Origin of the sequence: Rathayibacter tanaceti (assembly GCF_009834165.1) — a bacterium.
GTDB classification, from domain to species: Bacteria; Actinomycetota; Actinomycetes; order Actinomycetales; family Microbacteriaceae; genus Rathayibacter; species Rathayibacter tanaceti.
On the sequence record NZ_CP047186.1, the window covers coordinates 3179235 to 3191534 of the forward strand.

Genomic DNA, 12300 nt, shown 5'->3' on the forward strand with positions numbered 1-12300 from the left:
GAGTACAGGAAAACCTGCGGAAGGACGCCGCGCGTGAAGGGCAACGAACTGGCGTGGCGCACCCTGGCCGACCAGGCGCTCGAGGGGCGTCGGCGTTGGAACAACGTCGGTGACATCGCCTCCGACGCGGGCGCGCCGACCTCGACCGCCTCTCTGGCTCTCGAACGGCTGGAGAGCATCGGCGCGATCACGCGGTACCGGCGCGGTGGACGCGGGTTCGCCGAACAGCAGGCGGAACGCTTGCCAACGCTCACGAGAACGACAGACATCAGTGCGCCCGGAGCCGGATGCGCCGCGCCGACTACCGCTGGGAGCGTGTCCTCGACATCTGCATGAACCCGGCGATCAGCAGCGCTATGCCCACCACCGCGGCGACGGCACCGAGCGGGACATCGCCCGAGGTCGTCAAGAAGATGCTCCCGACGAGCACGAAGGTAGCGATGATGAGCGTGATGAGTGCGGCATTCTTACTCGAAACGCCGGCGACCGACCTCTGCGTCATCGACTTATCCTTTCCCCTCCTGGAGATCTTCCGATCCCCCGTCGAGCGAGCACATCGCGGAGTTCCGGGAGATCTGAAGAACGACTGCACTATCTACCTCAGGAAGAACTGTGCTGGAGAAGAAAACCACTCGGGCAATCGGAGGTGCTCCTGGCGATGCACACGAGACTCCACCACGCGACAGTTGTGAGCGGACGAGCGCGGGACCATATTCCGTCCTCAGCGGCGGCTCCCCGGGGCACCGTCCGCGGGGCACGGCGCGCACGGGCAGGTCATCGGATGAGAAACCTCCTCCACGTCGTGGACGAGGCCCTCGTGAAGCCGACGTCGAGCGTCAGACGACTCCCGCCGCCGTTCCCGACACGATCAGGTCGGCCCGCCCGCGGGTCGCCTCGATCAGCACCGCGTTCGCGCCGTCGACCTCGGAGGCCCAGGCGGACGCCGCCTCCGGGGCCCGGCCGAAGGAGACGTGCCGGTCGACGAGGCGCTCGAAGCGCTCGGTCTCGGGCGTCGCGCAGAACCAGGCCTCGTCGAACTCGGCGCGCAGCAGCGCCCACGGACCCTCATCGACGAGGAGGTAGTTGCCCTCCAGCACCACGAGCGAGGCGGCGGGGTGCACGGCGAGCGCCCCCGCCACTCCCTCATCGACCGTGCGCTCGAAGGTCGGCGCATAGACGACATGGTCGGTCTCGATCCGGAGCCGCCGGACCAGAGCGAGGAAGCCCCAGCCGTCGAAGGTGTCGAGCGCGCCCTTGCGGTCGCGGCGGCCGAGCTCGTCCAGCATCGCGTTGGCGAGGTGGAAGCCGTCCATCGGCACGACGGTGGCGGTCCCCTCCTCCGCGAGTTCGTTCGCCCGGGCGACGACGGCGCGGGCGAGCGTGGTCTTGCCGGCTCCGGGGCTGCCTGCGATCGCGACGATCGCGCGGCGGCCCGGCCCGGTCAGCGCGAGGGCGCGCCGGGCCAGCTCATCGAGGCCGGGGCACTCGGCCCCCGCTTCAGGCCTCACCACGGCCGCTCTCCAGCGGGGTCACCAGGAACCCGCGAGCATGGCGGACGAGCGCGGAACGCTCGACGGTCGTCGACTCCCGCTTCGGATGCATCCCGTCACGCTAGACCGGACGATCCGGCCGCCGCCGGAGCCCCGCCGCAATTCTCGGGCGACTCGGCGCCCGCGGACGTAGCGTGGCCCCATGAACACGTTCACTCTCCACAACGGTGTCGAGATCCCCGCCCTCGGACTCGGCGTCTTCCAGACTCCGCCCGACGAGACCCGCGCCGCCGTCACCGCCGCGCTCGACGCGGGCTACCGGCACATCGACACGGCGGCCGCCTACGGAAACGAGCGCGAGGTCGGCGAGGCGATCGCCGGCCGCGACGACGTGTTCCTTGAGACGAAGGTGTGGATCAGCGACTACGGCTACGCCGAGACGCTGCACGCCTTCGACAAGAGCGCCGGCAAGCTCGGCGTCGAACGGATCGACCTGCTGATCCTTCACCAGGCCCTGCCGGGCGCCTTCGAGCGCACCCTCGACGCCTACCGGGCGCTCGAGCGGCTGCTCGCCGACGGGCGGGTGCGGGCGATCGGAGTGAGCAACTTCCTGGTCGAGCACCTCACCCGAGTGATCGCCGAGACCGACGTCGTCCCCGCGGTGAACCAGCTCGAGGTGCACCCGTACTTCCAGCAGCGGCGCGTCGAGCGCTTCGGCTGCGAGAACGACATCCTCACTCAGGCCTGGTCGCCGATCGGCGGGATCACCGCCTACCGCGACTCCCCTCGCCGCAGCTTCGACGACCCGGTGCTCCTCGAGCTCGGCGCCGCACACGGCAAGACGGCGGCGCAGGTTATGCTGCGCTGGCACCTGCAGGAGGGCCGCCAGGTCATCCCGAAGTCGACCAGACCCGAGCGGATCGCCGAGAACATCGACGTCTTCGACTTCGCGCTCTCCGGCTCGGAGCTCGCCCGCATCGACGCCCTCGAGGCCGGCGTGCGCGGCGGGCCGGACCCCGAGGCCGTCACGCTGGAGGCCTACGGCCGCGACATCCCCGAAGCGTGAGGAAGGCGTCCGCCACGGGAACACCGCGGCCTCCGCGAACGTTCACCCCTGCATGAGCGTTCCCCTCTCGATCCTCGACCTCGCCCCCATCGCCCCCGGAGAGACCGCCCGCGAGAGCTTCGCGGCGTCGGTCGCCCTGGCGCAGGAGGCGGAGCGCGCCGGCTACCGCCGGGTCTGGTACGCCGAGCACCACAACATGGCCAGCATCGCCTCCAGCGCGACCTCGGTGCTGATCGCCCACGTCGCCTCGCAGACGTCGACCATCCGCCTCGGCTCCGGTGGCGTCATGCTCCCGAACCACTCACCGCTCACGATCGCCGAGCAGTTCGGCACCCTCGAGAGCCTGCATCCGGGACGCATCGATCTCGGGCTGGGCCGCGCTCCCGGAAGCGACCAGGCCACCTTCCGCGCGCTGCGCCGCGATCCGGAGTCGTCGGACCGCTTCCCGCAGGACGTGCTCGAGCTGCAGGCGTTCCTGGCCGGGCGGTCGCGCGTCCCCGGCGTCAGCGCCACCCCCGGCGCGGGCACCGGCGTGCCGCTGTACATCCTCGGTTCGTCGCTGTTCGGCGCGCAGCTCGCCGCCTCGCTCGGCCTGCCCTACGCCTTCGCCTCGCACTTCGCCCCGGAGGCGCTGCACCAGGCCGTCGCCGAGTACCGGCGCGGCTTCCGCCCCTCCGAGCAGCTCGACGCCCCCCACGTGATCGCCGGAGTGAACGCCATCGCCTCGGACACCGAGGAGGACGCGCGCGAGCAGTTCGCGCAGATGAAGCGGGCCCGCCTGATGATGCTGCTGCGCCAGAGCGGGCAGATCCCGCTCGACCGCACCTTCGACGACGAGGAGCTCGATGCCCTGCTCAGCGCCCCGATCGGCGCGCACGTCGCGAGCATGACCCACTACACCGGCGTCGGCACCGGCGACCAGGTCGCCGACTACGTCACCGGCTTCGCCCGCTCGGCCGATGCCGACGAGGTCATCGTCGCGCACGCATCGCTGCAGACGGAGGCGCGCCTGCGCTCGGTGAGGCTGCTCGCGCTGTCGAACGCCCGCATCACGGCATAGGGGCTCCCTACGCGACGAGCAGGAGGTGTGCCGCGGCGGGCGACGGGATTCGATCCCCGCCACTTCGAGATGTGATCGGTATCGGAACGAATAGTGAGGCAGGCTCCGTTCTGGTAAAAATCTCGAGGGCGTGACCCTGGCTGATCGCCAGCGGTCGCCACGAGAGGCGAGACGACTGCCGATCGGCACTCGGAGACGCCCGATGACGACTCACCACCATTCGAAAGAGAACCTCCATGACACCTCCCCCCTCCCGTCCGTTCGCCACAGGGCTCGCTGCGATCGCGATGACGGGCGTCCTGCTCCTGGGCTCGCCCAGCGCGTTCGCGCAGGACATCGCTCCGACGACGTCTGCTCAGGACTCGTCAGCTCAGCCCACCGCGGCGTCCTCGAACGTCCTGGTCGGCGGCGAGGAGCTCAAGCGGGGGCAGTCGATCCAGTCCGCCACGGCCACCTTCCGCATGCAGGACGATGGGAACGCCGTGGTCTACTCCTCCGGCGCTGTCCGCGGCGGCTGGAACACGGGGACGCAGGGCCGCGGTGATCGCCTGGTCGTGCAGACGGACGGGAACGTCGTCGTCTACGACGCCGCGAACCGCCCGGTCTGGTCGACCGGCACCGACGGCGAGCCCGGTTCCGTTCTCCGGATCCAGGACGACGGCAACCTCGTCGTCTACCGCGCTAGCGGCTCGCCCGCGTGGGCGAGCAGCGTGAACAGCCGCATCACTGCACCCGATGTCGTCGTCCTCGAACCCGGACAGTCGCTGACCGCCGGGCAGCAGCTGACCGCAGACGCGAGCCGTGCGACGATGCAGTCCGACGGCAACTTCGTGATCTACACCTCCGGCCAGCCGCAGTGGTCGACGGAGACGACGGGCGCCGGAAACCGGCTCGAGATGCAGCGCGACGGCAACGCCGTGATCTACGGCGCCGACGGCTCGGTGAAGTGGTCGTCAGGAACGGCCGGCAACCCCGGCGCCCAGATGACTCTCACCCCGCGCGGAGTCCTCGTCATCGGGGGGAGCCAGACGGAGCCGCTCTGGAGCAGCAGCGGTCAGCTCCGACGCGACACCCTGCAGCAGGAGGACTCCCTTGTTGCGGGTGAGCAGCTCACCTCGGCCAGCGGCGCATGGCGCGCCGAGATGCAGTACGACGGCAACTTCGTCGTCTACGGCGCCCGCGGTGCCGACTGGTTCACGGGCACCTCGGTGCCGGACAGCGTCATCGCGCTGGATCTCTTCGGCGACCTCGTCGTCTACGCGCCCGGCTCGGGCGAGGGCGAGGGCATCTGGGGCAACGGACCCAAGACGACCTTCTCCTCCGGCCCGAACGGTCAGGTCCAGCCCTTCCGCCTCGTGATGCAGGACGACGGCAACCTGGTCGAGTACGACGGACTCGGCCGCCCGGTCTGGGCAAGCCGCGGCGTCTGACCGCGCAACGAAGGCTGAGCGGCCCGGCCCGCCCCTAGGGGGTGGGATTCGGGCCGCTCAGCCTTCGTCGTGGGGGCGTCGCCACAGCCCCTCACGCCTCCGGCATCGAGAAGTCCGCGAAGTCGAACCCCGGCGACACCAAGCAGCTCACCACCGCGTCCTCCGCCGACGGCAGCGTCCGCTGCCACACGTCTCCCGGCACGAGTGCCTGCACCGCGAGGCCGTCGACCGGCGACCCGAGCAGCACCGTCTCGGCGTCCACGGGCCGGTCGCCGACTCCGCCGTACTGCACCGCCACGCGGCCCAGCCCGTTCCAGATCCAGGTCTCGGGCGAGGCGACCCGATGCCAGGCCGACGTCTCTCCCGCCGGAAGCAGGAACACGATCAGCGTGGCCGCGGGCCGCTCCCGCACCGTTCCGTCGTCTCCCGTGAGCGACAACCGCTCCGGTGAGGTCCATGTGCGCCGGTACCAGCCACCCTCCGGATGCGGTTCCAGCCCCATCGCCGCGGCGAGCGCCGGTCGTCGCACACGTTCGAGCACGCGCCCGTCCACGCTCCGCCGCTCCACCAGCCCGCCCGTCAGCTTCGCGTCCATCGGACCTCCCCCGAGATGATCGTGGCGAGGGCCGATCCCTCGCCGCTTTCGACGATCGCAGCGACCACGTCGTGCGCGGTCGAGCCGCCGAGATCGAGCACCGCGAGGTCCGCGAGGGAACCTGCGGTCAGAGCGCCGAACGAGTCCGCCGAGCCCATCGCGATCGCCCCGCCGAGCGTCGCCGCGTGCAGGAGCCGCGCGTGCAGATCGCGCGCGGTGTACCCCTGGGCCCGTGCGATCCGGTGCAGCTCGGCGACGTCTCCGAGCAGGTCGAGCGAGGGAGTGGACGAGAGCGAGTCCGTGCCCACCGAGATCGCATTGCCCTCACGCAGGTAGTCGGCCACCGGGGCCTCGTCGAGCCCGATCACCGCGTTCGATCGCGGGCAGAGCGCGACGGAGGTGCCCGCCCGCCGCAGCGTCGCCCGGTCCTCCGCATCCACGTAGATGCCGTGCGCGATGTGCACGTCCTCGCCGAGCGCTCCGATGGTCTCGGCGTAGGCCACGGGCCGCAGCGCGCTGCCGCCATTGCGCAGCAGGTGGAAGCCGTCGTAGCCCCAGAGGCGCCACTGCTCCGCCAGGTCACCGCGGCCGTGCATCGTGTACTCCGCCTCCCACGCCGACTCGGCCAGGTGCAGGTGCCGGCGCACGCCGAGCTCCTGCGAGAGCCCGGTCAGATCGCTGAGCACGGGGGTGTCGAGCGAGTAGGGGGCGTGCGGCGAGAGCCCGATGCGAGCGACCCCGGAGGTGCGCACCAGCTCGGCTGTGATCGCCCGGCCGCTGCCGCGCCAGTCGTCCTCGAGGAGGCTCATCAGCTCCCAGTAGGCGATGCCGTGCACGCGTCCCGCCTCGAGCACGTCGAGCGCGTCGAGGTCGGTCACGATGTCGGCGATGGCGGTGGTGCCCGTCGAGACCGCGATCGCGAGGCCGTCCGCTGCCGAGGCCCGCCAGTCGTGCGGCTGCTCGTAGACCACCTGGAACGCCCGCGACCAGTCCTCGAAACCGAGGTAGCGGCCGGCGCCGACGGTCGACATGCAGGTGTACTGGAGGTGCGAGTGCGCGTTGACGAGGCCCGGCACGATCACGCCGGGCCATTCGTGCACCTGCTCCGCGCCGCCCGTCTCAGCGAGCACCTCGGCGCGCGGACCGACCGCGAGGATCCGCTCACCCCGCACAGCGACAGCGCCCGCGCGGATCGGCTCACCCAGCACCGGCACGACCCAGGGGGCGAGGTGGACCTCGACGCCCGTCACGGTATCCACGCCGACGGCATGAGGCCCGCGAGGCTCGCGACCGAGGCGGCTGCGGCCAGCAGCACGGCGAGCGCCGTCACCGTCCAGTCGGCCGGGGTGTAGCGGATCTCACGCAGCCAGGTGCGCTTGGCGGTTCCGAAGCCGCGCAGATCGAGTGCGTCGACCGTGTCCTCCGCGTCGACGAACGAGGTGATGGTCACCGGCACCATCAGCGGAGCGATCTCGCGCAGCCGCCGCACCGGGTTGCGGGTGTCGGCGCGCTCGTAGCCGCGCAACCGCTGCGCCGCCGCCGTCTCCCGCAGGTTGGCCGCCGCGCTCGGGAGGAACATGAACGTCAGGTCGATCCCGTAGGCGAAGCGCGCCGGCACTCCGAGGCGAGCGAAGGCGACCGCCAGATCGCCGGGGCGGATCGCGAAGGCCAGCGGGAAGCCGACGGCGACCAGTGCGAGGAAGCGCAGCAGCATGGTGACGGCGTACGACACCGCCCCCTCCGTGATCGGCAGCCCGATCAGCGGCACCGTGAGCAGAGTCGTGCCCGTCGCCGACTCCCCCGAGCTCGTCGCGCCGACGATGATCCCGTTGATGCCCGCGAACACGACGACGAACACGGCCACGACGGCCCAGTTCGAGCGCACCTCCCTGAACGGGATCCGCGCGCTGAGGTAGTAGGCGAAGGCCACCGCGGTGAGCACCGCCATCCAGCGCAGGTCCTTCACCTGCGTCGCGGTCACGACGAGCATCACCGGGACGACGATGAGCACCCGAGGGTCCCGACGACCGAGGAAGGAGTCGCCGCCGAGATACCGAGGCGATACCTCCATCTCGCGCGCCCGTCAGCGCCCGGCGAGGTTCTGGAGCGGCTTCCAGACCCGGTCGAGCACGGGCACGAGGATCACCGCGGTGATGCCCGTGGCGACGATCGCGAGCAGGTAGGAGCCGAAGAACCAGTACTCGACGGTGACGCCCAGCAGCAGGTCGGTCACGGTGAAGAGCAGGCCGACGACGACCGCGGCGACCGCGATGGCGGCGGACCAGACGACCTGGCGGCCGGTCGTGCGCGGCTCCTTCGCGTAGTAGCCGATGAGTCCCGCGAGCAGGCCGACGAGTCCGTTCGCGATGCTCCAGTTCCAGTAGGTCAGGAACCCGTAGCCCAGGATCTGGTCGACGATCGCGTTGCCGACGGCACCGGTGAAGAACCCGGCGATCGGGCCGAACCGCAGACCCACGAAGGGGATGATCGCGATCGCCGGTCGGATCGAGATCATGGTGCCGGGCAGCACGAAGCTCAGGGCACCGAGGGCCCCGTAGAGCGCGGCGCCGACGGCGCCGAACACGATCGTGCGGGACGAGACGGTCCAGGGACCGGTCCGTGCGGAGGTCGCGGTGGTGGTCACGGGTGTGTCCTTTCGAGGGGGTGGGGAGCAGTGTTCTCGGCCCGGCGCAGCCGCCGGGCCAGATCGAGGGGGCGCGGGAGGCGGCCGGCCGCGGGTCCGTGGCTGCGCGCGGCCCGCACGAAGTCGGTCTCGCGGAGCACGGCCCGCTCGTGGGCCGGGGTGCCGGGCGCGTGCCACAGCCCGTGGTCGTGCACGATCTCGGCAGGAGTCGCGTCGGCCACGATCCCGCCGCCGTCGACGACCACGATCCGGTCGGCCCGCGAGAGCGCCATGTCGATGTCGTGGGTGATGAAGTAGACGCTGTCGATGCCCTCGATCGCCCAGACCGCGTCGAGGAAGTGGCGGGACGAGCGCTGATCCTGGCCCGCGGTCGGCTCGTCGAGGATCAGCGTGCGCGGGCGGAGGGTCAGGGCCAGCGCCACCGCGAGCCGGCGCTGCTGCCCGAACGAGAGCGTCCGCGGCGGGCGCTGAAGGATTCCCGGCACATCGTGCAGAGCGACTGCGCGCAGTGCCGCGTCGGCGATCGCGGGGATCTCCTCCTCCGGAACCCCGAGATTGCGGGGCCCGAAGGCGAGCTCGGCCGCCACGTTCTCGCTGAACAGGGCCTGCCCGGGGTTCTGGAAGAGGTAGCCGCAGGTCGAGACCAGCTCGGCCGCGCTCAGCTCGTGCACGGGCCGCGCGTCGAGCAGTACCCGGCCGCGGGTCGGAGCGACAAGTCCGACGGCGGCGCGCATCAGGGTCGACTTGCCCGCGCCGTTGCGGCCGAGGACGGCCACCCGCTCCCCCGCCTCGAAGCGGCGCTCGACGGCCAGGATGGTCCGTGTGCCGTAGCCGAGCTCGGCTCCCTCGAAGTGCAGGCGGGCCGCGGCCCCCGGGGCGATCGGAGGCGCGGCGGGCACCGCCTCCTCCTCGCCCGACGCGCTCGCGAGCAACGCCGAGAACGGCAGCGTCACCGACTCCGGCGACGCGACCTCGAGGAACCCGGCGACGCCGCCCGAGTACACCACACGCCCCTCCTCGAGGTAGACCACCCGGTCGGGATCGAGCGCGAGCACCTCGTCGACACGGTGCTCGACGATCACGGCCGCCCCGCCTCCGTCGACGTACGAGCGGACCGCGGCGAGTAGCACGTCGGCCGCATCCGGGTCGAGGTTCGCCAACGGTTCGTCGATCACGATGATCTTCGGCTCGAGCACGAGGATCCCGGCGAACGCGACGAGCTGGAGCTGACCGCCTGAGAGCTCGTGCGGCGCAGTCGCGAGCAGCGCGGTGAGCCCGAGCCGCTCGGCGACGCGGTGCGCGCGCTCGCGGATCTCGCGCGGCGGTGTCCCGCGGTTCTCGAGCCCGAAGGCGATCTCGGCGAGCACACTGTGCCCGACGACCTGCTTCGCCGGGTCCTGGAGGAGCGTGCCGACGACCTCCGAGATGTCGCGCAGGGCGAGCGGTCCCGCCTCGCGACCCTCCACCTCGATCCGGCCGGTCACCTCCGCCCGGTACGAGCGGGGCACGAGACCGTTGAGCACTCGGAGCAGCGTGCTCTTGCCGCACCCGGAGGGCCCGGCGACGAGCACAACCTCGCCGCTCGACACCTCGAACGACGCCTCGACGAGCGCGGGCAGCTCGGCGCTGCGGTAGGTGACGCCGACACCCTCCAGGCGGAGCAGCGCGGTCACGAGCGGGCTCCATCACGGAGCGGCGCGGCGCGGCGCCCGGTCGAGGTCCAGCTGCCGAGGAAGTCCCGCTGAGCGGGGCTGGCGCGGTCGATCGAGAGGCCGAGGGCCGCGAGCTTGGCGCGCGCGACCCGGTCGTCGACCTCGGGAGGGAGCAGGTGGACCGCCGGCGCGAGGCTCTCCGCCTCCCGAGCGAGCAGGTCGATCGCCGCGGCCTGCACGCCGAAGGAGAGGTCCATGATCTCGATCGGATTGCCCTCTCCCGCCGTGCAGTTGATGCAGCCGCCGTCGTCGAGGACGACGATCGAGCGGCCGGTGGGCAGCACGAAGCGTTCGAGCGCGTGGCCGATGCTCTCGCGGACGGCGCCGGCCTCGACGGCCTCGTCGATCGCGATCTCCTGCGCGACGCCTCCCGAGACAGCGACCGCAGCTCCCTCGGGCAGCGCGAGCAGGTGCTCGACGTCGATGGTGTGCGCGATGCCGGTCGCCGAGACGAGCAGGTCGGCGGTGCGGGCGGCGTCCTCGAGCGGAGCGACGTCGTAGCCGGCGAAGACCGCCTCCAGCGCGCGCACCGGATCGACCTCGGCCACGCTCACCCGCGCTCCGAGCGCGCGGGCGTGCTGGGCGACTCCGCGGCCGACCGGCCCGAAGCCGGCGATGACGACGTGCGCGCGGTCGAGCGGAGTGGCGAGCAGGTCGAGCATCGTGAGGAGCGTCGACTGCCCCGTCCCGTGCCGGTTGTCGAAGAGCGTCTTGCAGCGCGCATCGTTCACGGCGAGCACCGGGATCCGCAGCGCTCCCTCGCGCTCCATCACCCGCAGCGGACGGAGCCCACTCGTCGTCTCCTCCGTCGCCCCGCGCAGCGTCTCGAACGCCACCGGCCGCTCGGCGTGGGCGAGGCGAGTGACCGAGGAGCCGTCGTCGACGAGGATGTCGGGACGGCGGTCCAGCAGCGCGAGCGCGAAGGCGTGGTCGTCGGCCGTCGTCGCGTCCGAGCGGGCGAACACCGCGACCCCGGCGTGCTCGAGAGCCGCCGCCGTGTCGTCGTGCGTGTTGGAGGCGCCGCACATCACACTGACGTCGGCGCCGGCCGCCGCGAGCTCCAGCGCGAGCGTGGCGGTCTTGGGCTCGAGCACCAGCACGAGGCCGATGCGCAGCCCTGCGATCGATCCGCTCTCGCGCAGCTGCGCCGAGACTCCCCTGGTCACGGGCATGAACCGCGCGGCCCAGTCGATCTTGGCCTGACCCTGGTTCCACAGCGAGGCGTCGCGGATCCGCCCGGTCACGCGAGCACCTCCAGGGCGAGGGCGCGGTCGGCGCGGGCGACGAGCTCGCCCTCGCCCGCCGCCGGGTCGGCCGCGCGGGCCCGGGCGAGGGCCAGGGCGAAGGAGGAGGAGAGCTGTTCGCGGGTCCGCCGCGTCGAGCCGTCGACCAGCTCGCGCGCCACGAGCAGGAACGCCTCGCGGCCGGCTCCCACGATCCGGGCGATGCCCGGGCGACCGGAGGAGGGATCGGTGTCCGCGCTCACGGCGGGCGCCTCCTCCGACGCGTCGACGACGAGCAGCGCGCCTCCGGTGCCGAGCTCGAGCGCGCCGAGGGGCGCGTCGAGCTCGCCGGTCGCGAAGGCGAGGACGGCGTCGTCGAGCCGTGCCCCACTCCGCTCGGCGACGGCGAGACCGGCCTGCGCGAGCTCGACGAGCTCGACCGGGTCGTCGCCGACGACGACGACGCGCGCGCCCATCGCCGCGGTCGTGGTCGCGAGCTCTCGTGCCAGCGGCCCCGAGCCGATGACCGCGACGCGCGTGTGCGCGACGGAGAGATTGCTCGCGGCAGCCGTCGCCCGCAGGACCGCCTGGGCCCACGCAGCTCGGGCGAGCGTCGCGACGACGCGCGAGGCGGAGGCGTCGGCCGACTCCGGCGCGCCGCGCTGCTCCAGCAGGGCCCTCGCGCGCTCGCGACGCAGCGGGGTGAGGGTGGCGGACATGGTGCTCCAGGGGTCGGGTACTTCCGCCACCGGTCGCGCGCGGGGGGAGGCGCGGAGGGTCTCAGCGGTTAGCGTGTGACCATAGTCGCGCCGTGTTTCCGTGCCGTGCTCGTTTATTACGGCAGCGTGAAACATGTCTGCTCGTCGTCGATCCGGCTGGGGACGACGAGGCGCCGAGTGCCTCGGGATCCGGCGCTCCGTGTCGTTCAGCCGCGGATCAGCTCCTCATCTGCCGACGGCGTCGGCGTTCGAGGATCAGCAGGATCGCGGAAGGGCCCGCCCGACCCGATCCGGCCGGGGGCGGCCGCGAGCCCTGCGGACGCCCGGAGCGGCGGGTGCCGCCGACGACGCTGGTCCTCGG

At 72.0% G+C, this 12300-nt stretch carries 13 protein-coding genes; 4 read left to right on the plus strand and 9 right to left on the minus strand.

The annotated features are described in order from the left end of the window. Positions 1–33 precede the first annotated feature (33 nt). Positions 34–336 carry a hypothetical protein gene (locus GSU10_RS15055; RefSeq protein ID WP_132504591.1) on the plus strand — a complete coding sequence of 101 codons (303 nt, stop codon included), beginning with the start codon at positions 34–36 and terminating at the stop codon, positions 334–336. Here the strand turns inward: GSU10_RS15055 and GSU10_RS15060 are convergent. Further along, a complete protein-coding gene (locus GSU10_RS15060) occupies positions 302–502 on the minus strand; it encodes a hypothetical protein (protein ID WP_068210640.1) in 201 nt (66 codons plus the stop codon). The two genes, GSU10_RS15055 and GSU10_RS15060, sit on opposite strands and share 35 nt — an antisense overlap. 334 nt (positions 503–836) lie before the next feature. After that, entirely contained in the window at positions 837–1511 is a 675-nt protein-coding gene (locus GSU10_RS15065) for a nucleoside/nucleotide kinase family protein (RefSeq protein WP_068210643.1), read from the minus strand. Positions 1512–1692: 181 nt separating this feature from the next. Here GSU10_RS15065 and GSU10_RS15070 point away from each other — a divergent pair, with 181 nt between their 5' ends. From GSU10_RS15070 to GSU10_RS15080, 3 genes are all read left to right on the plus strand, one after another. Then, positions 1693–2556, plus strand: coding sequence for an aldo/keto reductase (locus GSU10_RS15070; RefSeq protein WP_068210646.1), 864 nt, complete (start codon positions 1693–1695; stop codon positions 2554–2556). Between the two features lie 52 nt (positions 2557–2608). Beyond that, positions 2609–3616: an LLM class flavin-dependent oxidoreductase gene (locus GSU10_RS15075; protein WP_068210649.1), complete on the plus strand. Its 1008-nt coding sequence runs from the start codon at positions 2609–2611 to the stop codon at positions 3614–3616. A 236-nt stretch (positions 3617–3852) separates the two neighbouring features. Next, positions 3853–5046, plus strand: a complete 1194-nt coding sequence (locus GSU10_RS15080; RefSeq protein ID WP_068210651.1) for a hypothetical protein — start codon at positions 3853–3855, stop codon at positions 5044–5046. 91 nt (positions 5047–5137) lie between these two features. Here GSU10_RS15080 and GSU10_RS15085 read toward each other — a convergent pair whose 3' ends face one another. From GSU10_RS15085 to GSU10_RS15115, 7 genes are all read right to left on the minus strand, one after another. Further along, positions 5138–5641, minus strand: coding sequence for a cupin domain-containing protein (locus GSU10_RS15085; RefSeq protein WP_082845101.1), 504 nt, complete (start codon positions 5639–5641; stop codon positions 5138–5140). Then, positions 5626–6900 (minus strand): amidohydrolase family protein, encoded by a 1275-nt coding sequence (locus tag GSU10_RS15090; RefSeq protein WP_236713598.1) that lies wholly within the window; start codon positions 6898–6900, stop codon positions 5626–5628. The genes GSU10_RS15085 and GSU10_RS15090 overlap by 16 nt, the downstream gene beginning before the upstream one ends. Next, the gene (locus GSU10_RS15095) at positions 6888–7652 is read right to left on the minus strand and encodes an energy-coupling factor transporter transmembrane component T family protein (RefSeq protein WP_068210657.1); all 765 of its coding nucleotides are present in this window, start codon (positions 7650–7652) and stop codon (positions 6888–6890) included. Before GSU10_RS15095 ends, GSU10_RS15090 begins: the two co-directional genes overlap by 13 nt. Before the next feature lie 72 nt (positions 7653–7724). Beyond that, positions 7725–8285: an ECF transporter S component gene (locus GSU10_RS15100; protein WP_068210659.1), complete on the minus strand. Its 561-nt coding sequence runs from the start codon at positions 8283–8285 to the stop codon at positions 7725–7727. Beyond that, on the minus strand, positions 8282–9958 hold the full coding sequence (locus GSU10_RS15105; protein WP_132504593.1) for an ABC transporter ATP-binding protein: 1677 nt from the start codon (positions 9956–9958) through the stop codon (positions 8282–8284). Before GSU10_RS15105 ends, GSU10_RS15100 begins: the two co-directional genes overlap by 4 nt. Then, complete coding sequence (locus GSU10_RS15110) at positions 9955–11241, minus strand: adenosylhomocysteinase (RefSeq protein WP_158286080.1); 1287 nt, start codon at positions 11239–11241, stop codon at positions 9955–9957. The genes GSU10_RS15105 and GSU10_RS15110 overlap by 4 nt, the downstream gene beginning before the upstream one ends. After that, entirely contained in the window at positions 11238–11939 is a 702-nt protein-coding gene (locus GSU10_RS15115) for an MDR/zinc-dependent alcohol dehydrogenase-like family protein (RefSeq protein WP_158286081.1), read from the minus strand. The genes GSU10_RS15110 and GSU10_RS15115 overlap by 4 nt, the downstream gene beginning before the upstream one ends. Between the last annotated feature and the right edge of the window lie 361 nt (positions 11940–12300).